The 24,286-nt window shown below is 34.5% G+C and carries 21 protein-coding genes; 17 read left to right on the top strand and 4 right to left on the bottom strand.

What is annotated here, in order from left to right; all coding sequences use genetic code 11:
- Positions 1-5: 5 nt before the first annotated feature.
- Positions 6-1,550, bottom strand: coding sequence for an alpha-N-arabinofuranosidase (locus tag BM289_RS01725; RefSeq protein WP_091490377.1), 1,545 nt, complete (start codon positions 1,548-1,550; stop codon positions 6-8).
- Positions 1,551-2,075: 525 nt separating this feature from the next.
- On the opposite strand from BM289_RS01725, the gene BM289_RS01720 reads away from it, so the two are divergent.
- The gene (locus tag BM289_RS01720; RefSeq protein ID WP_091490375.1) at positions 2,076-2,765 is read left to right on the top strand and encodes an NUDIX hydrolase; all 690 of its coding nucleotides are present in this window, start codon (positions 2,076-2,078) and stop codon (positions 2,763-2,765) included.
- Between the two features lie 81 nt (positions 2,766-2,846).
- On the opposite strand, the gene BM289_RS01715 is transcribed toward BM289_RS01720, so the two are convergent.
- The gene (locus BM289_RS01715; RefSeq protein WP_091490374.1) at positions 2,847-3,845 is read right to left on the bottom strand and encodes a GntR family transcriptional regulator; all 999 of its coding nucleotides are present in this window, start codon (positions 3,843-3,845) and stop codon (positions 2,847-2,849) included.
- 102 nt (positions 3,846-3,947) lie between these two features.
- On the opposite strand from BM289_RS01715, the gene BM289_RS01710 reads away from it, so the two are divergent.
- The 5 genes from BM289_RS01710 (at position 3,948) to BM289_RS01690 (ending at position 10,442) form a co-directional block, all read left to right on the top strand.
- The gene (locus BM289_RS01710; protein WP_091490372.1) at positions 3,948-5,000 is read left to right on the top strand and encodes an aldose epimerase family protein; all 1,053 of its coding nucleotides are present in this window, start codon (positions 3,948-3,950) and stop codon (positions 4,998-5,000) included.
- A gap of 239 nt (positions 5,001-5,239) precedes the next feature.
- On the top strand, positions 5,240-6,400 hold the full coding sequence (gene galK, locus BM289_RS01705; protein WP_091490370.1) for a galactokinase: 1,161 nt from the start codon (positions 5,240-5,242) through the stop codon (positions 6,398-6,400).
- Between the two features lie 16 nt (positions 6,401-6,416).
- A complete protein-coding gene (locus BM289_RS01700) occupies positions 6,417-7,475 on the top strand; it encodes a UDP-glucose--hexose-1-phosphate uridylyltransferase (RefSeq protein WP_091490369.1) in 1,059 nt (352 codons plus the stop codon).
- 249 nt (positions 7,476-7,724) lie between these two features.
- On the top strand, positions 7,725-9,413 hold the full coding sequence (locus BM289_RS01695; RefSeq protein WP_091490367.1) for a sodium/sugar symporter: 1,689 nt from the start codon (positions 7,725-7,727) through the stop codon (positions 9,411-9,413).
- A 249-nt stretch (positions 9,414-9,662) separates the two neighbouring features.
- On the top strand, positions 9,663-10,442 hold the full coding sequence (locus BM289_RS01690) for an L-fucose dehydrogenase (protein WP_091490364.1): 780 nt from the start codon (positions 9,663-9,665) through the stop codon (positions 10,440-10,442).
- Between the two features lie 158 nt (positions 10,443-10,600).
- Here BM289_RS01690 and BM289_RS01685 read toward each other — a convergent pair whose 3' ends face one another.
- Positions 10,601-11,470 carry an AraC family transcriptional regulator gene (locus BM289_RS01685; RefSeq protein WP_091490361.1) on the bottom strand — a complete coding sequence of 290 codons (870 nt, stop codon included), beginning with the start codon at positions 11,468-11,470 and terminating at the stop codon, positions 10,601-10,603.
- Positions 11,471-11,645: 175 nt separating this feature from the next.
- Here BM289_RS01685 and BM289_RS01680 point away from each other — a divergent pair, with 175 nt between their 5' ends.
- The 5 genes from BM289_RS01680 to BM289_RS01660 all read left to right on the top strand — a co-directional run bounded on the left by BM289_RS01680 (position 11,646) and on the right by BM289_RS01660 (position 16,544).
- A complete protein-coding gene (locus tag BM289_RS01680) occupies positions 11,646-13,301 on the top strand; it encodes a UxaA family hydrolase (RefSeq protein ID WP_091490358.1) in 1,656 nt (551 codons plus the stop codon).
- Between the two features lie 36 nt (positions 13,302-13,337).
- The gene (locus BM289_RS01675) at positions 13,338-14,102 is read left to right on the top strand and encodes an SDR family NAD(P)-dependent oxidoreductase (RefSeq protein ID WP_091490355.1); all 765 of its coding nucleotides are present in this window, start codon (positions 13,338-13,340) and stop codon (positions 14,100-14,102) included.
- A gap of 480 nt (positions 14,103-14,582) precedes the next feature.
- Positions 14,583-15,437, top strand: coding sequence for a fumarylacetoacetate hydrolase family protein (locus BM289_RS01670; protein WP_091490352.1), 855 nt, complete (start codon positions 14,583-14,585; stop codon positions 15,435-15,437).
- Positions 15,438-15,446: 9 nt separating this feature from the next.
- Entirely contained in the window at positions 15,447-15,782 is a 336-nt protein-coding gene (locus tag BM289_RS01665; protein WP_091490349.1) for an L-rhamnose mutarotase, read from the top strand.
- Between the two features lie 159 nt (positions 15,783-15,941).
- On the top strand, positions 15,942-16,544 hold the full coding sequence (locus BM289_RS01660; protein WP_091490346.1) for a hypothetical protein: 603 nt from the start codon (positions 15,942-15,944) through the stop codon (positions 16,542-16,544).
- A 222-nt stretch (positions 16,545-16,766) separates the two neighbouring features.
- On the opposite strand, the gene BM289_RS01655 is transcribed toward BM289_RS01660, so the two are convergent.
- A complete protein-coding gene (locus tag BM289_RS01655) occupies positions 16,767-18,017 on the bottom strand; it encodes an NAD(P)/FAD-dependent oxidoreductase (protein ID WP_091490343.1) in 1,251 nt (416 codons plus the stop codon).
- Positions 18,018-18,118: 101 nt separating this feature from the next.
- Between BM289_RS01655 and BM289_RS01650 the strand changes: the two genes are divergently transcribed.
- The 6 genes from BM289_RS01650 (at position 18,119) to BM289_RS01625 (ending at position 24,268) form a co-directional block, all read left to right on the top strand.
- Entirely contained in the window at positions 18,119-19,639 is a 1,521-nt protein-coding gene (locus tag BM289_RS01650) for a flexirubin biosynthesis tyrosine ammonia-lyase FlxA (RefSeq protein WP_091490341.1), read from the top strand.
- A gap of 74 nt (positions 19,640-19,713) precedes the next feature.
- Entirely contained in the window at positions 19,714-20,940 is a 1,227-nt protein-coding gene (locus tag BM289_RS01645; RefSeq protein ID WP_091490338.1) for a WG repeat-containing protein, read from the top strand.
- Between the two features lie 9 nt (positions 20,941-20,949).
- Positions 20,950-21,681, top strand: a complete 732-nt coding sequence (gene fabG, locus BM289_RS01640) for a flexirubin biosynthesis SDR family reductase FlxB (RefSeq protein WP_091490335.1) — start codon at positions 20,950-20,952, stop codon at positions 21,679-21,681.
- A gap of 223 nt (positions 21,682-21,904) precedes the next feature.
- The gene (locus tag BM289_RS01635; RefSeq protein ID WP_091490332.1) at positions 21,905-23,140 is read left to right on the top strand and encodes a beta-ketoacyl-[acyl-carrier-protein] synthase family protein; all 1,236 of its coding nucleotides are present in this window, start codon (positions 21,905-21,907) and stop codon (positions 23,138-23,140) included.
- Positions 23,133-23,387, top strand: coding sequence for an acyl carrier protein (locus BM289_RS01630; RefSeq protein WP_091490330.1), 255 nt, complete (start codon positions 23,133-23,135; stop codon positions 23,385-23,387). The genes BM289_RS01635 and BM289_RS01630 overlap by 8 nt, the downstream gene beginning before the upstream one ends.
- Entirely contained in the window at positions 23,387-24,268 is an 882-nt protein-coding gene (locus BM289_RS01625; protein WP_091490327.1) for an LpxL/LpxP family acyltransferase, read from the top strand. Before BM289_RS01630 ends, BM289_RS01625 begins: the two co-directional genes overlap by 1 nt.
- Positions 24,269-24,286: the final 18 nt, after the last annotated feature.

Raw genomic sequence — 24,286 nt, 5'->3', positions numbered from 1 at the left:
TGCATTTATTTTCCTTCTAAAACCAAAACAGAGTAAGGCGGCAATGTTATTTCCAGTTTTCCTTTTTTGTTTTCAAAACCTTTAAAAGCTACCGGAACAATTTTATTCGGATTTTCGAATGAGTTATAATCCTGTAGTTTTGAAGACGTAATGATACTTCCTGTAAAGTTTTTTACACCCAAATCTTTTACATCAATTTCAATTTTGTTCTTATTTACTGCATCAACATTGACCAACGAAATATGAACCAATCCTTTTTGATCTTTTGATACAGACGCTGAAACCGCTGGAATACTTTTTCCGTCGAAAGTATATAAAGGCGATTTAAAATCGACTGGCAGTAATTTAGCATCTTGATGAACGCTGTACATTTTCATAACATGATAGGTTGGCGTTGTAATCATTTTGGCTTTATCGGTTAAAATTACAGCCTGCAGCACGTTTACACACTGTGCTAAATTGGCCATACGAACTCGATCTGCGTGATTATTGAAAATATTCAATGTTGCTCCAGCCAAAACTGCATCACGCATAGTATTCTGCTGATATAAAAAACCTGGATTTGTTCCTTTTTGAACATCGTACCAGCCTCCCCATTCGTCTACAATCATGGCTACTTTTTTTTCTGGATCATATTTATCCATAACGGCAGCATGTTTTGTTACTAATTCTTCCATTTTCAAGGCAGACTGCATCGTTAAAAAATATTCTTTTTCGGTAAAATCAACATCCGAACCTTTTTTCTCCCAATTGATTACTGCATAATGGTGAACACCGACACCGCCAAGCATACTTAAAGGAATGTTCTTCATTAAAACTTCTGTCCAATTATAATCAGAACTGTTTGCCCCTGATGCGATTCTTGTGATTCCTCCTGTATTGCCCCAATCAGACATAAAAGTGGCAAACTTTTTATATTCGTCTGCATAATAGTCCGCAGTCATATTACCGCCACAACCCCACGCTTCATTTCCAATTCCCCAATATTTTACTTTCCAAGGTTCTGTTCTTCCATTTTTTCTACGCAAATCACTCATCGGGCTCTTACCTCCAAAATTGGCATACTGAACCCAATCTGCTAATTCCTGAACCGTTCCGCTTCCAACGTTTCCTGACAAATACGGCTCTGCTCCTAATAGTTCACACATATTTAAAAAATCATGTGTTCCAAAACTATTGTCTTCTGTAACTCCTCCCCACCATTGGTTTACAATTGTTGGACGCTGTTCTTTTGGTCCAATTCCGTCTTTCCAGTGATAGGTATCGGCAAAACAACCGCCTGGCCATCTCAAATTCGGAATTTTTAAATCTTTTAATGCTTGGACAATGTCGTTTCGAACTCCATTTGTATTTGGAATTTTTGAAGTGTCTCCAACAAAAAATCCGCCATAGATACAATGCCCTAAATGTTCCGCAAAATGACCGTAGATGTTTTTATTAATCGTTGGTGCCGAAGCATCATTTTTTATTGCAATGGTTACGGCTTCCTTTTGTGCACTTACTGTTTGCAGACACAAGACCGCAAACAGCAGGAGAAATGGTTTTTTCATAGTTTTTTGGTTTTTTGGAACCTAAAAAAATATAGTGGTTTCATATTTTTAAAGGATTTCGGTTTTTTAGACTAATAAGTGTCTGTTTGACATTTGTAAATTTAAATAAAAAAAAGTCAGGTAAAAAAATTAAATTCGTAAAACAACTGGTTGCAAAAAGCAGATTTATCAATTGAATTTCAAAAAAAGGGCAGAAACAAAGGGCTGTTACAAGATTTACAAAAAGTTAAGAAACAAAAAAAACTTACAAAAACCTTGATTTCTCTAGTTTTTGTAACAACAGCCAAAATTTATTTAAATTCTGAGCATTAAATTAATGATCCTCAAATCAATTCTCTTTTAAAAATGTTTCTACCTTTGACTTATAATTTCCATAGAAAATGAGGAAGAATTCGAAAAAAAAACGTTCTTTTTTCATTAATAAAGCTTTTTTTGCAACATTTTTAACATAAATGTAAAAACAACATTAATAAATTATGAAACGTTTTAAGAAGTTCATATATTTACAATCCAAATTAATTATATATGTTAAACAGCTATAGTTCTGCCGATAAAGTGTTACTGGCAGTAGACTGCATCATTTTTGGATTTGATCATGAAGGTTTGAAAATCCTTTTGATCCAAAGAGATTTTGAACCCGAAAAAGGTAAATGGTCCTTGATTGGAGGTTTCTTAAAACGCGACGAAGTTTTAGATAGTGCCGCAACCAGAATCCTAAATACCTATACAGGTCTGAATGATATTTATATGGAGCAGTTATATGCTTACAGTGAAATCGACCGTGATCCTGTAGAAAGAACCATTTCGGTTTCTTATTTTGCTTTAATTAATATTGAAAACCACAATGCCGAATTGATTCAAAATTATCATGCAGAATGGTTTCCAATTAATGATGCTCCAAACTTGATTTTTGACCATAACGAAATGGTTCAAAATGCTATTAAGAGACTTCGTTATAAAACCTCTGTAAAACCAATTGGTTTTGAACTGCTTCCGGAGAAATTCACGATGCGTCAGCTTTTAGAATTGTATGAAGCTATTTTGAGCAAAGAACTGGACAAACGAAATTTCATCAGTAAAATCAATTCTCTTGATATTTTAAATAAATTAGAAGAAAAAGATATGCAGTCTTCTCGAAAAGGTTCTTACCTGTATACCTTTAACAAAGAGAAATACGAAGAAAAACTGCAAAATAACTTTGCACTCAATTTATAAGAACTTTATTTATTCTCTCGCAGATTTAGGAGATTTAGCTAATCAATTATCAAAAAAAATCTGCTAAATCTGCGGGAAAAATCATAAAGAATTCCTCACTATGAGAGCAGATTTATTTTCGATCTGTTCTTTTATACCTTTTAGAACCATATCGGCCAAAATTTTTCCCATCATTTCAAAATTGGTTGAAATTGTGGTAATTCCGTTTGCAGCAATTTTCTTTAACGGTGTTTCATTATACGAGATAATTCCAAAATCTTCTCCCAATTTTAATTTTCTTCCCATCGCATTTTCAATTACCAAAAGTAAATCTCGATCTTGAGGAATGATATACAAATCTCCCAAAACGATAGTTTGATTGTTAAAATCTGAAATAATTTCATAATCAAAACCATAATCCTGACAGAACGATTCGAAACCAATTTTCATTCCGGGCGGTTCTCTAAAACCTGGGAAAATCAAAATCAGTTTTTTATATTTTGATAACCGCGATTTGCCTTTCATCAAACCTTCATAAATGTCTTTTTGATGATTTTGATAAATTGCTGGAAATAATTTTAAGTCCGAATTGGTCTGATCCAAAATTATTACATCATTCACTGGTAGGGTTTTTATCGAATCGACAATATCAGTTAAGTTTGTTGGCATGATAATGTATTTTGTATAATTTCCATTGCTGTCATTAATCAGTTTTTTAAAAACCTTAACATTGAAATGATGAAAGAAAATATCAACCTGAACATTTTTTCCAATATTTTTTAGAAACGAATTGTAAATGTCTTCTTTGAAAATATTCAACTCATCAAAAAGCAGGAAAATCTTCTGAGCTATAGTGATTTCAATGCTTTTAACATAATATCCCTTGCCAGGAATAGCATAAATAATTCCTCTTTTCTTCAATTCATCGTACGCCAAAAGGACTGTATCGCGTGACAAAGAGAACGCCAAACAGACTTTATTCACCGATGGAAGACGATCTCCTTTGACCAAATTTCCCTCTTCAATAGCTTTTTCTATTGACAGAATTATCTGCTTATATTTTGGAAGACCTATATTATTTTGGATTGAAATGATGTTCATAAATAAAGTCATTTTGACTATTAATATTAAAAACTGGTAGGTACTGGTATGCAAATATAGAGAATGTTTCTATTTTTGGATTTCATTATTGGTAAAAATTATATGGAAATAAAACACATATCACATTTAAAAGACACTCATAATTGCAAATTGTTTGGTTTAATGCCAGATAAGGAAGAAATTTATTCATTTGAATTAGTGAATAAAAACGGAATGAAAGTTCAAATCATCAATTATGGTGCAACTGTAACTTCAATTCAGATTCCTTTATACGGAAAATTAACTGATGTTGTATTAGGGTTTGACAATCTGGAATCGTATTTAGAATCGTATAATTTACCAAGTGCTCCTTATTTTGGAACTACTGTTGGACGTTACGCCGGTCGTATTCATAAAGCCACTTTTAGTCTGAACGATAAAAAATTTCAGCTTGACGCAAACAATAATGGAAATACGCTTCACGGTGGAACGATGGGATTTGGAAGAAAAGCTTGGAGTGTGATCGATGCAAAAACTGGCAAAAATCCGTCTATTACTTTTGGTCTTCGAAGCGAACATTTAGATGAAAATTTCCCTGGCGAAATGACGGTTTACTTAACCTATACTTTGACAGAAGAAAACGAATTGAAACTAGACTATAAAGCAACTTCAACAGAAGATACAGTTATTAATTTAACACATCACAGTTATTTTAATCTTGACGGACATGATGGAAATGTTTTAGAACAGCAGATGTTTATCAAATCGGCTAAAATGCTGGAAACAAATTCAGATAATATTCCAACGGGAGATTTTACGGATTTAAACAATCATGATTTTGATTTTAGATCTCCTAAAAACTGTCCGTTTCCTATCGACAATTCTTTTGTAGTCAATTCTGAAACGGAAATCGTTGCACAGCTTATCAGTTTAAAAAATAAACTAAGAATGAATGTTTTCACCGATCAGCCAAGTGTACATATATATGTAGGCGGGAATTGTTTCGGAAAACTAAAAGGAAAAGAAAACGTCGATTACAATGCACAAAGCGGCATTTGTTTTGAAACACAAAATTTTCCAGATGCGCCAAATCAGGCACATTTCCCAAACGCTGTTTTGAAAAAAGGAGAACAATACACACAGAAAACAGTTTACAAATTTGAAAGTTTAGATTAATATAATAACCGTTGGATGGGATAAAATAAAAATAGTTTCATCCAGCTAGTAAAATCAAATTGAATCTGCTGAAATCTTTTAAAATCTTCGTGAAATACTTTTGCTAGGATTTTTTTACGCAGATTTTAAAAGATTAAAGCTGATTTAGACAGATTTTTAATTTAAGCTATAATTAGAAAAAATAATTTCACTCAACCCATTAATAAAATTCTAAAAACCACAATACAACTAACTATATAATGAATGATATTTTAATACAAAATACCGTTGCTTTTTTTGAGAAATCTTTCGGATCTTCTCCACAGAAAACGGTACTTTCTCCAGGAAGAATCAATATTATCGGAGAACATGTTGACTACAATGACGGTTATGTTTTACCAGCTGCAATTGACAAAGTAATTTGTTTTGCTTTTGAAAAAAACAACACCAATACCTCTAAAATTATCGCTATCGATTTAAACGAAGAATTTGAAATCGACTTAACTCAGGAAGTTAAATTGAGTGATGTGGTTTGGACCAATTATATTCGAGGCGTAATTAAACAACTGCAGGATAACGGATTTACTTTTGACGGTTTCAACTGTGTTTTCAGCAGTAATATTCCGGTTGGTTCAGGATTATCTTCTTCTGCGGCTTTAGAATGTGGTATGATTTTCGGAATTAAATCTCTTTTTGATTTAAAAATCGAGAAAGTAGATATTTCTTTATTAGGACAAAAAGCAGAACACTGGGTTGGCATCAACTGTGGTATTATGGATCAGTTTTCAAGCGTTCATGGTTTGGAAAACAAAGTAATCAAATTAGACTGCAACACTTTGGATTTTGAATATCACAATGCTGACTTTAAAGACTATTCTTTGATTTTATTGGATTCTAATGTAAAACATTCGCTTTTTACTTCAGAATATAACACTAGAAGAGTTGAATGCGAAGAAGGTTTAGCAATTATAAAAACTCATTTTCCAGAAGTAAAAAGTTTTAGAAATGCTACCGAAGAACAGGTTTTGAGTTTGAAAGATAAAATGACTGAAAAAGTGTTCAGCAGAGTTCATTTTGTTGTTAAAGAAATCAACCGTGTGATCAAAGCCTGCGAAGCTTTGGATCAAGGAAATATTGAACTTTTAGGAGAATTACTTTTTGAAACTCATTATGGATTATCGCAAGAATACGAAGTAAGCTGCGAGGAATTAGATTTCCTTGTAGATACTGCAAAAGAAGACGATGCTATTATTGGTTCTCGACTTATGGGAGGCGGTTTTGGTGGCTGTACCATCAATTTAGTAAAAAAAGGATATGAAAATGAGGTTAAAAGTAAGTTTTCGAAGCTTTATTTAGATACATTTGGAATTGAATTAAAATTCTATGATGTAAAAATCTCAAACGGAACAACGTTACTTTAAACTACAACACACTACAATGAAAAATTTTGACATTAATGAAGATCCGCACAGACGCTTCAACCCATTAATCAACGAATGGGTCTTGGTTTCACCTCATCGTGCAAAACGCCCTTGGCAAGGACAAAACGAAACGATTTCAACAGAAGAACTTCCTAAATACGACCCAACTTGTTATTTGTGTCCAGGAAATGTTCGCGCCAACGGAATGCATAATCCTGCATACGAAAGCAGCTTTGTTTTTGAGAATGATTTCGCAGCTATGAAACAAGACGAAATTATTTTTGAAGAGGATATCAAACATACTTTCTTTAAAGCTAAACCTGAACAAGGAATTTCTCGCGTGGTTTGTTTTTCTCCAAGACATGATTTGACTTTGCCAGAAATGGATCTTGAAGGAATTGAAACTATCATCAAAACCTGGCAGAGAGAATATACTGATTTAGGAAACATCAAATATATCAATCACGTTCAGATTTTTGAAAATAAAGGAAGTGTAATGGGATGCAGCAATCCGCATCCGCATGGGCAAATCTGGGCTCAGTCTTCGCTTCCAACTCAGGTTGAAAAAACACAGAACAGTTTAAAAGCATACTACGACAGAAATAAAAAAACGCTTTTAGAAGATTACGTTCAAGCCGAATTAAGAGTTGGTGATCGAATTGTAATTGAGAATGATCATTTTGTAGCACTTGTTCCTTTTTGGGCAATCTGGCCTTATGAAACAATGATTGTAAGCAAAAGAGCGGTAAACAAAATCACCAATTTTACGGCTGAAGAAAGCACTGCTTTTGCTAAAATCTTAAAGCAGTTAACAACGAAATACGATAACTTATTTAATACTTCTTTCCCCTATTCTTCAGGAATTCACCAATCACCAACTGACGGATTAGAGCATCCAGAATGGCATTTCCACATGCACTTTTATCCGCCATTGTTAAGATCGGCAACTGTAAAGAAATTTATGGTAGGATACGAAATGTTGGGAGAATCACAACGTGATATTACACCTGAAAAAAGTGCCGAAATTTTAAGGCAGCAATCAGAGGTACATTACAAGAGTCTTGTAAAAGTGTAAGAATTGTCGCTTTATTAAGATGCAGAATGTAAAAATTTAACACAATATACTGTTTATAAATGTAAAAAACACATTTACTGATGGTTGATTTCTAAATTTTTATTTTACATTTGGCTTCTGCTTTTATTTTCGCAAAAAAATAACAGAAATAAAACACATCTTGCATTTTTAATGAGATAAAACAAAACTGATTGTAAAACCAAATAAACAAACTTTACCCTATAATAATTATTTAAAATACTACTAACAATGAACCAAAACCTCGCTTTCGCAGATTATGCGGTTTTTATTATTTATTTTATCGTAGTCTCTGTCTACGGTTACACGGTTTACCGCAAACGTAAACAAGACGAACAAGATGCTAAAGCCTACTTTTTGGCTGAAGGAAATTTAACATGGTGGGCAATTGGAGCTTCTCTTATTGCTTCTAACATCTCTGCAGAACAATTCATCGGTATGAGTGGTGAAGGTTTCTTTTTAGGAATCGCAGTTGCCGCTTACGAATGGCTTGCTGCTATTGCGCTTATTATTGTGGCTGTGTGGTTTATCCCTGTATATCTTAAAAACAAGATTTACACTATGCCACAGTTCTTAAAAACACGTTACAACGAATCTACTGCACTTATCATGGCTGTATTCTGGTTGTTTTTATATGTTTTTGTAAACCTTACTTCTATTTTATATTTAGGAGCAGTTGCGATTAACAAACTTGCTGGTGGGGAATATCTTCACGTAATTATGCTTGGATTGGCTATTTTTGCTTTGTTTATTTCTCTTGGAGGAATGAAAGTTGTAGCCTATACAGACGTTATACAGGTAGCTGTATTAATTATCGGTGGTTTGGTGACTTCTTATATTGCTTTAACAACAGTTGCGGAAGCTTTTGGTGTTGGTCAAAATGCAATTGCCGGTTTTAAAGTTTTAATGCAGCAGGCTCCCGAACATTTCAAAATGATTATTCCGAAACCAACTGCGACGTCTTCTCAGCTTGAGATCGACAAATATTTAACTTTCCCTGGATTATTATCTTATGCTGCTGGTATTTGGATTATTAACTTAAACTACTGGGGATGTAATCAATACATTACACAAAGAGCACTTGGAGCAGATTTACAAACAGCACGTACAGGAATTTTGTTTGCTGGTATGCTTAAATTATTAATGCCTCTTATTGTAATGCTTCCTGGTATTGCTGCTTACGTTTTATACACAAGCGGACACTTACCTCAATTAGAGGGTGGAGTAAAAGATGAGGCATATTCTGCTATCTTAACATTCCTTCCAACCGGATTAAAAGGACTTTCAGTCGCTGCTCTTACTGCTGCAATTGTAGCTTCTTTGGCAGGAAAAGTAAACAGTATTTCTACAATCTATACATTAGACGTTCATAAAAAATACATTCAAAAAAATGCTGGCGAAAAACAGCAGGTAAACATTGGGCGTCTTGCCGTTTTTGTTGCCATGCTTTTAGCTGTTTTATTTACATGGAATGACGTTTTAGGAATTGGTGGCGTTGGAGGATTTACATACATCCAAAAATACACTGGATTCATCAGCCCTGGAGTTTTTGCCATGTTCTTTTTGGGTATGTTCTGGAAAAGAACTACTGGAACAGCGGCAATCGTGGGTGTAATCTTAGGATTCTTATTATCTGTTTTATTCAACGAATACGCTCCAGCTTTATTTGGAAACGACACACTTTTATACACAGCTTACAATAATGGAAAAGGAGCTTTCGAAATTCCGTTCCACATCTGTATGGGATTATCATTCTTATTCACAATGATTGCAATGATCTTAATAAGTTTTGCTGGTCCAAAAGTAAACCCTAAAGCATTCGAAATTGATTCTGAAATGTTTAAAGTTAAACCGCAGACAACAGTCTTAATCGTTATTACATTATTGATTATTGCTGCGCTTTATGTTAAGTTCTGGTAATAAATTATCAGTTCTATTCTCTCTATTTTTACAGCTGTTGTTTGTCATGAACAACAGCTGTAAATTTTTAAAGTATATTCATTGAATAAAAAATATAACCATAGATTAAAGGATTAAGATGATTTTTACATCCGGTTTGTTAGGCTGAGCGGAGTCGAAGCCCACGTCCAATTGGAACGCCCTTCGACTTCGCTTATGGTGACATCTCATTCATAAAACAAGAATTTCAAATTATAATATATAAATACCATGCAGTTATCATTAACCCAAAAAATCATTATCGTTACGGGCGGCGCAAAAGGAATCGGTTTAGGAATCGTGAAGGTTTTAGCCGAAGAAAATGCTATTCCGTTTATCGTTGGACGTAACGAAAATGACAACATCAAAGCCGTAGAAGAATTAAAAGCCATTGGAAAAGAAGCGCATCAAGTTGTTGCTGATTTAACAAAACCTGAAGACTGCAAAAAAGCCGTTGAAGCCGTAATCGCAAAATTCGGAAGAATTAACGGATTGGTAAATAATGCCGGCGTTAATGACGGTGTTGGATTGGAGAACGGAAATTATGAAGATTTTGCCGCTTCGCTTCACAAAAATTTAGTGCATTATTATTTAATGGCGCAGCACGCGCTTCCGTATTTGAAAGAATCAAAAGGAGCCATTGTAAACATTGGCTCTAAAACTGCCGAAACGGGTCAAGGCGGAACCTCAGCTTATGCCGCTTCAAACGGTGGAAGAAATGCTTTAACTAGAGAATGGGCGGTTGAATTACTAAAATACAGCATTCGTGTAAACGCCGTAATTGTAGCGGAATGTTACACGCCGCTTTACGAAACGTGGATCAATACTTTTGAAAATAAAGAAGAAAAACTGGCTGCAATCACTAAAAATATTCCTTTAGAAAACCGAATGACAACAGCTGAAGAAATAGCCAATATGGTGGTTTTCTTATTGTCTGAAAAGTCAAGCCACACCACAGGACAGATTATTTATGTGGATGGTGGTTATACACATTTAGACCGATCTATTTAAAATGTTTTTTGCCACAGATTACACAGATTAAAAGGATTTTCAAATCCAGTTTTGTCAGGCTGAGCGAAGTCGAAGCCCGTGTCCAATTGGAACGCCCTTCGACTTCGCTCAGGGTGACAAACGTAAATCATTTTAATCCTTTAAATCTGTGGCAAAAACTAATTCACTTTCGCATTATTTTTAAAATCCGAAGGCGTAATTCCTTTAACCTTTTTGAAAAGTTTATTAAAATTTGATGCTGTTTTATAACCGCATTCATACGCAATCTCAGACATACTTTTATCGGTTTCCAATAACAATTTACAAGCATTCGAAATTCGGATTTCGTGCAGATAATCCACAAAATTTTTCTTGGTTTTAATTCTGAACATTCTGCAGAAAGAAGTCCGCGTCATATTCGCCACGGCGGCAATTTCTTCTAAGGAAATATTCTTTTTATAATTCTTATTGACATATTGAAAAACCTCTGACAGACGATCTACTTTCGAATCTTTCTGCATCAACGAATAAATTTCGTCGTTGATGTAAATCTTATCCTGACTTTCTGAAAGAATAGACAAAATCTCAAACAGTCCGACGATAACTTCAAAATCTTTTTTAGAAACTAATTTTTCCAATTTTTTCGCAATCTGTTTATTGGTTTTTCCGATAATCGAAATTCCTTTTCCAGCCTGAAAAAAAAGTTCGTTGATTTTCTGGGTTTCTTTTAACTCGTAAAAAGTTGGTCCGAAAATATCTTTATGAAAATATACGACAATCGAATTGGCTCTTAAATCCTCAATTCCCTGATAATATTTCTCATCATTCAGCCAAACATGCGGAATATCAGAACCTAAAAAAACCATATCACCAGGCTCAAACGGCATTACCGAATTTCCGATAATACGTTTTCCATAACTCTCTTTCACATAAACCAATTCCAGTTCCGGATGCGAATGAAACGGCGCCTGAAAAAAAGGTTCAATACGATTCAGCACCGAAACTTTGGTGTTGAGATAAGACGCTATTTTGGTTTGTTCCAATTTCATACCGCAAAGATAATTAAAGATTAGATACGGATAATATTAGACTATTAACCAATGTGTAAAAAAGCTAATTTTATTTTTCGTTAACTGCCCGAATTCTATACAAAATCAGCGGATTAAATTGTTTTAAAACGAAAGCAGCGACATCAAAAAAAAAAAGAAAAAAACAAACAACACAATGTCTGACAATAACACAAAAAAACTGGTTGTAAAACTGCATCCAGACGATAATGTATTGGTTGCCTTAACCGATCTTCAGAAAGGCGAAACCATTCATTTTGAAAACGAAACTTACGTTTTACAAGACCTCATCAAAGCCAAACATAAATTCTACATGCAAGACATGAAGCAGGGAGAAGAAGTAAATATGTACGGCGTTTTGGTTGGAAAAGTGCAAAATGATGTGGCAAAAGGAAGTTTAATGACGACCGAAAACCTAAAACATGCTGCAGATCCCTACGCATACAGAAATGCTTCTTATGAGTGGAATGCACCTGATGTTTCTAAATTTGAAAATAGAACTTTTAAAGGTTACAAAAGAAAAGACGGACGTGTTGGAACAGCAAATTACTGGCTTTTTATTCCGACTGTTTTTTGTGAAAACAGAAATCTGGACGTCATCAAAGAAGCACTGCACAAACAATTGGGTTATGCTGTAACAGACAAATACAACCAATTTACGCACGAACTGCTGGAAGGTTATTTGAACGGAAATGATATTAACGATATTAATATTGAATTAAATCCAACTCCAAAAAACAAACGTGTTTTTGAAAATGTAGACGGAATCAAATTCTTAAATCACCAAGGCGGCTGTGGCGGAACGCGTCAGGATGCTTCTACTTTGAGTGCTTTATTGGCTTCTTATGCCAATCATCCAAACGTTGGAGGAATTACGCTTTTGAGTTTGGGATGCCAACATTTACAAGTTCAGGATTTTGTAAATGATGTCAAAAAACAAAACCCAGATTTCGATAAACCATTATTTATTTTTGAACAGCAACAGACCGAAAGCGAAGAAGTTTTGATCACCAATGCCATCAAAAAAACGTTTGAAGGTTTAATCGAAATCAACAAATACGAAAGAACTGATGCGCCTTTGAGCGATTTATGTATTGGCGTAAAATGTGGTGGAAGTGATGGTTTCAGCGGTGTTTCTGCAAATCCTGCGGTTGGTTATACTTCAGATTTAGTTGTCGCTTTAGGCGGAAAAATTCTTTTGGCTGAATTCCCAGAATTATGCGGTGCAGAGCAGAATTTAATCGACAGATGTATTACCGAAGATAAAGCTAAAAAATTCATCGATTTAATGGAATCCTATGATGAACTGGCGCATAAAGTAGGTTCTGGTTTTCATATGAATCCCTCTCCGGGAAATATCAAAGACGGATTAATTACGGATGCGATCAAAAGTGCTGGAGCAGCCAAAAAAGGCGGCACTTCTCCCGTTGTTGATGTTTTAGATTATACCGAATTGGTTACAAAACCAGGTTTAAGTTTGGTTTGTACGCCAGGAAATGATGTGGAAGCGACAACTGGAAAAGCGGCTTCTGGAGCAACTTTAATTTTATTTACAACTGGATTGGGAACGCCCACAGGAAACCCCGTTTGTCCGGTAATTAAAGTGGCAACAAACTCTGTTTTAGCAACAAGAATGAAAGATATTATCGATATTGACTGCGGACCAATCATTAGTGGCGAAAAATCTATTGAAGAAATGGGCGAGGAAATTTTAGAATATTGTATCAAAGCGGCAAGCGGCGAAATTATTCCTAAAGCAGTTCAATTAAACCAAGACGATTTTATTCCGTGGAAACGCGGTGTATCTTTGTAAAAGACTATTAAAACAACTCATAAAAATTTATATCAAATGTTTTCATTACAAAATAAAAAAGCAATTATCACAGGCGGAGGAAGCGGAATTGGAAGAGCGATTTCGGTTTTATTTGCGAAACAAGGAGCTGAAGTTCACGTTTTAGAATTGACGGAAGAAAGCGCAAAAGAAACTGTTGAAGAAATTAAATCAAATGGAGGAACTGTTTTTGCTCACGCTTGCGACGTTTCTAATCACGAACAGGTAAAATCTACTTTTGAGAAAATTGGAAATATCCATATTTTGGTGAACAATGCAGGAATTGCTCACGTTGGAAAAGTAGACACAACTGCAGAATCTGATTTTGATCGCATCATGAATGTAAACGTAAAAGGGGTTTACAACTGTCTTCATGCTTCGATTCCTGCGCTTAGAAGTTCTGGCGGAGGAGTTATCCTGAACTTGGCTTCTATTGCAAGCTGGGTTGGTATTCCTGATCGTTTTGCTTATTCTACTGCAAAAGGTGCTGTAATGGCGATGACTTTATCAGTTGCAAAAGATTATTTACACGATAAAATTAGATGTAATTCTATTTCTCCTGCGAGAGTCCACACACCATTCGTAGACGGATTTATTGCTAAAAATTATCCTGGAAAAGAAGAAGAAATTTTCGAAAAATTATCTCAATCACAGCCAATCGGTCGTATGGGAAAACCGGAAGAAATCGCCACTTTAGCTTTATTCTTATGTAGCGACGAATCGTCTTTCATCACAGGTTCTGACTATCCAATTGATGGAGGTTTTATTAAATTGAATAACTAAAATTTTCTTTAGCCACAGATTATAAAGATTAAAAGGATTTTTAAATTAAATCTGCTAAAATCTGCAGAATCTGCGTGAAAAATTTTTAAACACATAGAAACATAGATTTTTTTTGATTAGCAAAAAAGAGTAAAGAACAAATCTAGATTTGAACACATAGAACTATGTGAATTTAGATAAATGAAATGACTTTTTAGACAAAGTAAAACTATGATTCTATGTGTTGAAAAAAAATTAAACCGCAGATAGAAGGATTTTCGTTTTCTATTATTGTCAGGCAGAGCGAAGTCGAAGCCCGCGTCCAATTGGAACGCCCTTCGACTTCGCTCAGGGTGACAAACCAGAGCGAATCATTTTAATTCTTATAATCTGTGGCAAAAAATATAAACCACAAATTTCACAAATTCACACAAATTATAATTCGTGGAAATTGGTGCAATTCGTGGCAAAAAACATACACATTACTAAAAAAATTAAAATATGAAACTTATTAGATTCGGAGAAGAAGGAAAGGAAAAACCAGGCGTTTTATTAAATGATAAAAGATACGATGTTTCGTCTATTGTAACAGATTACAACGAAGCTTTTTTTGAAAACGACGGATTAGCAAAATTAGAAAAAGCTTTAAAAAATAATCCCTCTCTTCCAGAAGTAAGCGATTCAGTTCGTTTAGGTTCGCCAGTGGCGCGTCCGTCAAAAATTATCTGTATTGGATTAAATTATGTAGATCACTGCGAAGAGACTGGCGCTGCAATTCCAGAAGAACCAATTATTTTCTTCAAATCAACAACTTCTTTATGCGGGCCAAATGACAATTTGATCATTCCAAAAAACAGTGAAAAAACAGATTGGGAAGTAGAATTAGCATTTGTTGTCGGCAAAAAGGCAAGCTATGTTTCTGAAGAAGATGCGCCAAACTACATCGCTGGATACTGTCTTTTAAATGATTACAGCGAAAGAGCTTTCCAAATCGAAAGAGGTGGACAATGGGCAAAAGGAAAAGGTTCTGATACCTTCGCTCCTCTTGGACCAATTATGGCAACTCCAGACGAGATTGGCGATGTAAACAATCTAAAAATGTGGCTTACTGTAAACGGAAAAACGTTCCAAAACAGTAACACTTCAAACTTGATTTTTAAAATTCCATTTTTAGTGCATTATTTAAGTCAGTTTATGACATTGCTTCCTGGCGACGTAATCAGTACAGGAACACCTCCGGGAGTTGGACTAGGAATTAAACCAGATCCAATTTACATTAAAGCAGGTGACGTAATCGAATTAGGAATTGAAGGTTTAGGCACAAGCAAACAAACAGCTGTAGCTTACCAAGGATAAATTTAGATTATGGCAACTCAAAAATTCTATCTGGCGTTAGACCTAAAAGATGATGCAAATTTAATTGCAGAATACAAAGAACTGCATGAAAATGTATGGCCGGAAATTAAAAAAAGCATTCAGGATTCCGGAATTGAAGTGCTGGATATTTACTGCACCGGAAACCGATTATTTATGATAATTGAAGCCGATGCCGATTTTACTTTCGAAAAGAAAGATCAAGCTGATGCAGTAAACGAGAAAGTTCAGGAATGGGAAACTTTAATGTGGAAATTCCAGCAAGCTTTACCATGGGCAAAACCGGGACAAAAATGGATTTTAATGGATAAAATTTTCGGATTATAACGTCTAACTTTATTTAAATGATATAAAAGGGATTTCGACTTTGGAATCCTTTTTTGTTTTTGAAACAAAATGAGATTAAAACTTTAATGTAAAACAAATTATATATTCATCCTTTTGATTATTTTAGTCACATAAAAATCAAACCTAATTAACCAAAAAATGAAAAAACTAATTATCGCATGCTTCTTTATCTCAGGGGCAGTGTTCGCACAGGACATTAATGTTGTTCAAGGAAATTTTGACTTTTTAAAAGACCAAAAAGAAATCAACACCGTATTTGATTATAGTGATTTTACTATGATGAAAGAAAAAAAGTCGGAAGCACAATATGTAAAAGAACACAAAGCTGACCTTGACGAAAAAGCAAAAGGAAACGGAAACATTTGGGAGAAAAAATGGATTGCAGCAAAAGACCAAATCTGGACTCCTAAATTTTTAGAAATTGCCAATATCGTTTTAACAAAAGAGAAAAAAGATTTAAACTTTCAAGAAGGCTTAAATACTCCTTATACCTTAATTGTAAAAGCAGTATGGATTTACCCAGGCTGGGATGCAGGAATTATGAAACAACCTGCAAAAGTAACAACGAATTTAAAATTTGTTGAAACGGCAAATAAATCAAATGTATTATTGGAAATTACCAGTGACGAAGCTCCAGGAGACCAATGGGGAAGCAACTTTAGCAACGAAACCAGAATTGGAGAAGGATTTGCTAAAACGGCAAAAACAATGTCTAAGCTGATCGCTAAAAAAACTAAATAATATTATTATTTAATATTCCGTAGGAATATCTCGTCGGTAGAAAAAAAATATTGCCGTTTTGTAATATGTCCTGTAGGGACATTTAATTTATGGAAATAAAATATTAATCAAACGTTCCTACGGAACGTATATAATCATAATTACAATTTAATTCTACCGACGAGACATTCCTACGGAATGAATCTACAAAATGAATTGTTTTTTTATAAACAAAGCCCTGAATTATTCAGGGCTTTGTTCTTTTTGCATATTTAATAAATAGGCCATATTCGCAATTACGTGATCGTGTTTCTTGACAAACGAGTTTTCTTCGTTCCATACATAACCTGCTAAAACCGCACATATTTTTTCTTTCACTTCTGGATTTTCAGGCTGATGGAAAAACAATGTCTGCAGATTTCCTGTGTACCATTCTTGCACATAAGTTGTAAAAACGGCAATTCCGCGTTTCATGTATTGTGTAAACTCAACTTCCCAGTCAACAGGAATTCCTTGTGATTCTTTCAAATATAATTTTGCTGCCAGCATTCCAGATTCGGTTGCAAAAGCTACACCTGAAGAGAAAACAGGATCTAAGAATTCCGAACTATTTCCTGTTAAGGCAAAACCATCTCCGTACATTCTTTTTACAGCTCTTGAATAATTTTCTAATTTAACTGGTTCAAACAAAAATTCTGTTCCAGCGAATCGTTTAATATAATAATCTGATTTCTGAATCGCATTTCGCAACGCCTCAGCATTATCTTTATTTTCAGAAAGAGAATTGATAAAATCTGTTGGGCCAACAACACCCAAACTTGTGTTTCCATTAGAAAACGGAATTACCCAAAGCCAAACTTCAGTCTCCAGAATATCAAACGAAATTTGAGTTCCTTCTACTCCTTCTTCTCTATTAATATCTTTAACATGCGTAAAAATAGAAGAATGCGAATCTAATTTTGACGGTGTATCCAAATCTAAAAGTCTTGGCAAAACGCGTCCGTATCCACTAGAATCGATGATAAATTTAGCGTGAATTTCTTTTAGGTTTCCGTCTTTATCTTTTACAATTGTTTTTGAATTTTTCCCTTCGAAAGAAACTTCCAAAACTTCTGTTTCAAATTCTAAATCAATTCCTTTTCTTATAACTTCTTGAGCCATTGTGTTGTCAAAATCAGCTCTTGGAACCTGCCAAGTCCAGTCCCAGCCTTCTCCAAATTTCACACTGAAATCAAAATTGCAGATTTCTTCTCCTCTAATAAAACGAGCGCCTAATTTTTTTTCGAAGTTCATTGCATCAAGAGCGTCAAACAATTCTGCCTCAGCAAAATGATCCATAACACGCGGAATAAGGCTTTCGCCTACCACAAGTCTCGGAAACTTCGTTTTTTCTACAACTTTAACCTTAACATTGTTTTTAAAAAGATACGATGCTGAGACACATCCAGACGGTCCTGCACCAATCACTAAAACATCAACAAACTCCTTTGTCATATTAGAATTATTATCATTAATTAACCTACATTTGCCATCATCAAAATAACTACATTTATTTTGATAAATAAAATTAAATTAGCGCAACCAAAATCGATTTGATGAATACAATAAATGAATATTTAAGTTTAGCAGAATTTGAAGCCATAATCTTTGGGAAAAACAAAGTTGCCATAAGCGATGTGGTCTTAAATCGAGTAAACGAAAGTTTTAATTTCTTGAAAGAATTCTCAGGAAACAAAGTAATCTACGGAGTAAATACAGGATTTGGACCAATGGCTCAATATAGAATTAAGGAGTCAGATCAAATTCAATTGCAATACAATTTAATTAGAAGCCATTCTTCTGGAACTGGAAAACCGTTAAATGCAGAGTGCGCAAAAGCAGCTATTCTAGCAAGATTAAATACACTTTCTTTAGGAAATTCAGGAGTTCATCCTTCTGTTATTCATTTAATGGCCGAATTAATCAATAGAGATATTACGCCTTTAATTTTTGAACACGGTGGTGTTGGTGCCAGCGGTGACTTAGTTCAATTGTCACATTTAGCTTTAGTTTTAATTGGAGAAGGCGAAGTTTTCTATAAAGGACAAAGACGTTCAACTTCAGAAGTTTTCGAAATTGAGGGTTTAAAACCAATTCAGGTAGAAATTAGAGAAGGTTTGGCATTAATCAACGGAACTTCTGTAATGACAGGAATTGGAGTAGTAAATGTTCATTATGCTAAAAAATTATTAGACTGGTCATTAAAAGCTTCTTGTGCAATTAACGAATTAGTTCAGGCTTACGACGATCATTTCTCAGAAGAGTTAAACCAAACCAAACGTCATAAAGGACAGCAGGAAGTTGCTGAAAGAATGAGACAAAACCTTTCTGACAGTACTTTGATACGTAAAAGAGAAGACCATTTATATTCTGGAGAAAATACAGAAGAAATCTTCAAAGAAAAAGTTCAGGAATATTACTCTTTAAGATGTGTTCCTCAAATTTTAGGACCGGTTTTAGAAACTATTAATAATGTCGCTTCTATTTTGGAAGACGAATTTAACTCGGCAAACGATAACCCAATCATCGACGTTAAAAACAAACACGTTTACCATGGTGGAAATTTCCACGGAGATTATATTTCGCTTGAAATGGATAAACTGAAAATTGTTATTACAAAATTAACGATGCTTGCAGAACGCCAATTGAATTATTTATTGAATTCAAAAATCAACGAAATTCTTCCTCCATTCGTAAATTTAGGAACATTAGGATTTAATTTCGGAATGCAGGGCGTACAATTTGTTGCTACTTCAACCACTGCAGAATGCCAGACATTATCTAACCCAATGTATGTGCACAGTATTCCAAACAACAATGATAACCAAGACATTGTAAGCATGGGAACAAATGCGGCGGTTATTACATCAAAAGTAATTGAAAATTCTTTTGAAGTTTTAGCAATCGAATTCATCACAATTGTTCAGGCAATTGATTATTTAGGACAGAAAGATAAAATTTCATCCGCAACCAGAAAATGGTATGACGATGTTCGAAATATAATTCCAACATTTAAGGAAGACCAAGTAATGTATCCTTTTGTTCAAAAAGTAAAAGATTATTTGATCAACAGTTAAAGATTAACATACCACATATGCCCCCAAAAAGAGTTTTTAGTTTTTTAATCATTAAACATTGAATTTTTAAAATCATGAAAAAGACACTTATTTTTTTGCTACTGGCAAGTATTCAATTTGTTAATAGTCAAGAACTGGCATTAGTTAAAAAAAATTCTAAAATTGGATATCTTTCTAAAGATGGATCTTTTAAAATCGAACCGCAATATAAATCGGCCAGAAGTTTTTCTGAAGGTTTGGCTGCTGTAGAAAATGGCGGAAAATGGGGTTTTATTGATGCAAAAGGAAGTTGGATAATTCCAGCAGATTTTAAAGATGCTAAAGATTTTAACAGCGGAATCGCAGTTGTACAAAAAGATAAAGATTGGGTTTACATTAATACAAAAGGAGAAATCCAAAAAGCACCTGTTTCTGATAAAGTATTTGATTTTAATGACGGTGTTGCCTTCATTAGACAAAACAATAAAGTCGGATTAATCAACAACAAAATGACTATTGTTCTGGAGCCAAAATACGATCAGATCAAACCTTTTGAAAATGGTTATGCGAGAGTAGAATTAAATAAAAACTGGGGAATCATCAATACGGAAGGAAAAGAGCTGGTTGAACCTGCTTATGCCGAAATCGGAAATTATTTTAAAGGAACAACTTGGGCCAGAAAAGATAAAACTTTCGGATTGGTAAGCGGCGGAAAATTCATTCCAGTGGATGGAGCTGAAAAAATCTGGGATTTCGAAACTCAAGATTTAACTTTTGCAAAGAAAAATGGAAAAATCGGCTATATTGATTTAAAAGGAAACTGGGTAATTCTTCCTATTTATGATAAAGGAAAAGCGTTTTCTAAAAACCTGGCACCCGTTTTAGTTGGAAAAAAATGGGGATTCATTAATCCGGAAGGAAAATTTGTAATTGAACCAACTTACAGTGATGCAGAAGTTTTCAGTACAAACGGTTTAGCTCCAGTTAAAGAAAACAATTGGGGATTTATCAACGAATCTGGAAAATTAGTCATTCCAACACAGTACGGCATCACAACAAATGCTATTATTGCCATGTTTGTGCAGCAAGACAAAGGATTTATTGGTGGCGTAGCACGAGTAAAAAACGAAGGGAAATGGGGATTTCTTAAACCAGACGGCACAGTTTTAGCCAACCAATGGTTTGAAAACGCTGAATTGTTTTCGAAATCTGAAAAACCACAACCAGTGGCAGCTCCGGCTGAAGCCTCAAAACAAGAAACAAAAACAACCAAACCAGCTGCCAAATCGACACCGAAACCAGCAGCGAAGAAAAAGAAATAATTTTCACTTATGAAGTGTGTATTAGTAACAGGCGGTTCGAGAGGAATCGGAAGTGCTATTTGCAAAAAACTAGCCGTAGAATCCGATTATCATATTCTGATTAATTATCATTCGAATAAAACAGCAGCCGAAGAAACATTACAAGAAATTCAAAAATTAGGCGCAACAGGAGAAATTTTAGGTTTTGATGTTGCCGATTTTGAACAAGTACAAAACGTTCTTACACAATGGCAGGAAGCCAATCCTGAAAAATTGGTAGAAGCGATTGTAAATAATGCCGGAATCACAAAAGATGGTCTTTTTATGTGGATGACACCACAAGACTGGAACGGCGTAATGAATACAAGCGTGAATGGTTTTTTTAATGTAACGCAGTTTTTCATTCAAAAAATGCTTCGCAATAAATATGGACGAATTGTAAATGTTGTTTCTGTTTCTGGAGTAAAAGGAACTGCAGGACAAACCAATTATTCCGCTGCAAAAGGCGCTATTGTTGCCGCTACAAAAGCATTGGCACAAGAAGTGGCAAAACGAAATATTACGGTAAATGCAGTCGCTCCGGGTTTTATCAAAACAGATATGACAAGCGAACTGGACGAAAAAGAGTTACTGAAACTGATTCCGGTAAATCGTTTTGGCGAAGCCGAAGAAGTAGCAGATTTGGTAAGCTTTTTGATTTCTAAAAAAGCAAGTTATATTACAGGAGAAATTATCAATATTAACGGCGGAATATATTCTTAAAGAATACTATGTTGGCGAAGTTTGTTTTTAAGTTTTTTATTTAACAACAAAAATTGTTCGCAATCCCGATAGCTATCGGGAGCAGAGCCGCAAAGTTTTATTAAATAAAGATTTTAGAAAAAACCTTTGCGACTTGGTGCCTTTGCGGCAAGATTAAAAAAAACTTTGTGCCTTTGTTTTAAAAATTACACTTTAAGGATAAAAAAATTACTTTTGAAAGACGATGAATAGAAGAGTTGTAATTACTGGAATGGGAATTTATTCTTGTATCGGAACTTCTTTAGACGAAGTAAAAGATTCATTATATCAAGGAAAATCCGGCATTCAGTTTGACGCTGAACGAAAAGAATTTGGTTTTCAATCGGCCCTTACAGGAATGGTTCCAAAAGCTGATTTAAAAAATCTATTGACGCGCAGACAACGTATGAGCATCGGTGAAGAAACCGAATATGCTTATATGGCGACTATAGAAGCGCTAAAAAATGCTAATATCGATGATGCTTTTTTTGATGAGCACGAAGTAGGTATTATGTATGGAAATGATAGTGTTTCTAAAGCTATTATTGACGCTACCGATATTGTACGAGAAAAAAAAGATACTGCTCTTATTGGTTCTGGTGCAATTTTCAAGTCGATGAATTCTACCGTAACTATGAATCTTTCAACGATTTTTAAACTTAGAGGGATCAACTTAACGGTAAGTGCAGCTTGTGCGAGCGGTTCACATTCTATTGGTTTAGCGTATTTTTTAATTAAAAGCGGTTTTCAGGACATCATAATTACTGGCGGTGCCCAGGAAATTAATAAATATGCCATGAGCAGTTTTGACGGATTGGGTGTTTTTTCTAATAGAGAAAGTGATCCTGAAAAAGCTTCAAGACCTTTTGATGCCGGGCGCGACGGACTAATTCCGAGTGGCGGTGGTGCAACTTTAATTTTGGAAAGTTACGAATCTGCCATTGCCCGAGGCGCTACAATTATAGCAGAAATTGGCGGTTATGGTTTTTCATCTAATGGCGGTCATATTTCAACTCCAAACGTTGAAGGACCTGCAACAGCTATGAAAAGAGCTCTTGATGATGCCCAGTTACAAGCTTCAGATATTGAATATATAAATGCGCATGCAACCTCAACTCCTGTTGGTGATGCAAACGAAGCCAAAGCGATTTTTGAAGTCTTTGGCGAAAAAAATCCGCCTGTAAGTTCTACCAAATCAATGACAGGCCACGAATGCTGGATGGCCGGGGCAAGTGAAATTATTTACTCTATCTTAATGATGCAGAACGATTTCATTGCACCAAACATCAATTTAGAAAATCCAGATGAAGATGCTTCAAAATTAAATTTAGTTAAAACTACGTTAAACAAAAAATTTGATATATTTTTGTCCAATTCTTTCGGGTTTGGAGGAACCAACTCGGCGTTGGTGGTTAAAAAGTTTAAATTGAACGATGAATAAAGAAGAGATTATAGCAAAAATTAATGGTTTTTTAGTTGATGAATTTGAAGTTGATAATGACGACATTGAACCAAATGCTAATTTAAAAGATACGCTTGGATTAGATAGTTTAGATTATGTTGATTTAGTAGTTTCAATCGAATCTAACTTTGGCGTAAAACTAGTTGAAGCAGATTTTGTTGGAATTTCTGATTTCCAAAGTTTTTATGATCTTATCGAAACTAAAATAAAAGCCAAATCAGCTTAATGAGTCAATGGGATGGCAAATCAAAAGGAACTGTTTTAGGTTATAGAATATTCGTTTTTTTGATTAAAAAAGCGGGTGTTAAAGCTGCTTACGTATTACTTTATTTCGTTGCTTCTTATTACTTTTTATTTTTGAAGAAAAGCAATCGTGCTATCTTTTATTATTTTAAAGAGAGGCTGCAGTATTCCTGGTTCAAATCTAAAAAAATGGTTTTCAAAAGTTACTACACTTTTGGACAAACCATTATTGATAAAGTTTCGATTTCTGCCGGAATGCGAAACAAATTCACTTATGAGTTTGACGGAATTGAAACCCTCAAAAAACTGCTTGCCGAGAAAAAAGGCGGTGTTTTAATTAGTGCCCATGTTGGTAATTTTGAAATTGCCGAACACTTTTTAGGAGACATCGACCTCAACTTTCAAATCAATCTGGTTACAACAGATTTAGAGCATTCTGCCATAAAAAATTACTTAGAAAGTGTCACGCAAAAACCAACTGTAAAATTTATCATTATCAAAGAAGATTTGTCTCATATTTTTGAGATCAATTCAGCCTTGGCCAAGAATGAATTGGTTTGTTTTACAGGCGATCGTTATTTTGAAGGCACCAAATCTCTATCTGAAAATCTTTTAGGCAGAGAAGCTAACTTTCCTGCTGGACCTTTTTTAATTGCTTCAAGATTAAAAGTTCCTGTTGTTTTTGTATATGTAATGAAAGAGCCAAACCTTCATTATCATTTATATGCTAGAGAAGCAACGGTAAAACATCGTGACGAAAAAGGTCTTCTTAAGGAATATGTTACTAGCGTAGAAAGCATTCTGCGACAATATCCTTTACAATGGTTTAACTATTTTGACTTTTGGAACGATTTAAAGTCGTAATTTTTTTTGCCACGACCC

The sequence above is a fragment of the Flavobacterium phragmitis genome (genome assembly GCF_900112575.1).
GTDB lineage: Bacteria > Bacteroidota > Bacteroidia > Flavobacteriales > Flavobacteriaceae > Flavobacterium > Flavobacterium phragmitis.
The sequence above is the reverse complement of the archived record's forward strand: the minus strand, read 5'-3'. Positions and strand labels throughout refer to the sequence as shown.

Excerpts from the sequence above, each read along its gene's own strand:
- BM289_RS01725 (WP_091490377.1), bottom strand. The coding sequence starts at position 1,550 with ATGAAAAAACCATTTCTCCTGCTGTTTGCGGTCTTGTGTCTGCAAACA.
- BM289_RS01720 (WP_091490375.1), top strand. The coding sequence starts at position 2,076 with ATGTTAAACAGCTATAGTTCTGCCGATAAAGTGTTACTGGCAGTAGAC.
- BM289_RS01715 (WP_091490374.1), bottom strand. The coding sequence starts at position 3,845 with ATGAACATCATTTCAATCCAAAATAATATAGGTCTTCCAAAATATAAG.
- BM289_RS01710 (WP_091490372.1), top strand. The coding sequence starts at position 3,948 with ATGGAAATAAAACACATATCACATTTAAAAGACACTCATAATTGCAAA.
- galK (WP_091490370.1), top strand. The coding sequence starts at position 5,240 with ATGAATGATATTTTAATACAAAATACCGTTGCTTTTTTTGAGAAATCT.
- BM289_RS01700 (WP_091490369.1), top strand. The coding sequence starts at position 6,417 with ATGAAAAATTTTGACATTAATGAAGATCCGCACAGACGCTTCAACCCA.
- BM289_RS01695 (WP_091490367.1), top strand. The coding sequence starts at position 7,725 with ATGAACCAAAACCTCGCTTTCGCAGATTATGCGGTTTTTATTATTTAT.
- BM289_RS01690 (WP_091490364.1), top strand. The coding sequence starts at position 9,663 with ATGCAGTTATCATTAACCCAAAAAATCATTATCGTTACGGGCGGCGCA.
- BM289_RS01685 (WP_091490361.1), bottom strand. The coding sequence starts at position 11,470 with ATGAAATTGGAACAAACCAAAATAGCGTCTTATCTCAACACCAAAGTT.
- BM289_RS01680 (WP_091490358.1), top strand. The coding sequence starts at position 11,646 with ATGTCTGACAATAACACAAAAAAACTGGTTGTAAAACTGCATCCAGAC.
- BM289_RS01675 (WP_091490355.1), top strand. The coding sequence starts at position 13,338 with ATGTTTTCATTACAAAATAAAAAAGCAATTATCACAGGCGGAGGAAGC.
- BM289_RS01670 (WP_091490352.1), top strand. The coding sequence starts at position 14,583 with ATGAAACTTATTAGATTCGGAGAAGAAGGAAAGGAAAAACCAGGCGTT.
- BM289_RS01665 (WP_091490349.1), top strand. The coding sequence starts at position 15,447 with ATGGCAACTCAAAAATTCTATCTGGCGTTAGACCTAAAAGATGATGCA.
- BM289_RS01660 (WP_091490346.1), top strand. The coding sequence starts at position 15,942 with ATGAAAAAACTAATTATCGCATGCTTCTTTATCTCAGGGGCAGTGTTC.
- BM289_RS01655 (WP_091490343.1), bottom strand. The coding sequence starts at position 18,017 with ATGACAAAGGAGTTTGTTGATGTTTTAGTGATTGGTGCAGGACCGTCT.
- BM289_RS01650 (WP_091490341.1), top strand. The coding sequence starts at position 18,119 with ATGAATACAATAAATGAATATTTAAGTTTAGCAGAATTTGAAGCCATA.
- BM289_RS01645 (WP_091490338.1), top strand. The coding sequence starts at position 19,714 with ATGAAAAAGACACTTATTTTTTTGCTACTGGCAAGTATTCAATTTGTT.
- fabG (WP_091490335.1), top strand. The coding sequence starts at position 20,950 with ATGAAGTGTGTATTAGTAACAGGCGGTTCGAGAGGAATCGGAAGTGCT.
- BM289_RS01635 (WP_091490332.1), top strand. The coding sequence starts at position 21,905 with ATGAATAGAAGAGTTGTAATTACTGGAATGGGAATTTATTCTTGTATC.
- BM289_RS01630 (WP_091490330.1), top strand. The coding sequence starts at position 23,133 with ATGAATAAAGAAGAGATTATAGCAAAAATTAATGGTTTTTTAGTTGAT.
- BM289_RS01625 (WP_091490327.1), top strand. The coding sequence starts at position 23,387 with ATGAGTCAATGGGATGGCAAATCAAAAGGAACTGTTTTAGGTTATAGA.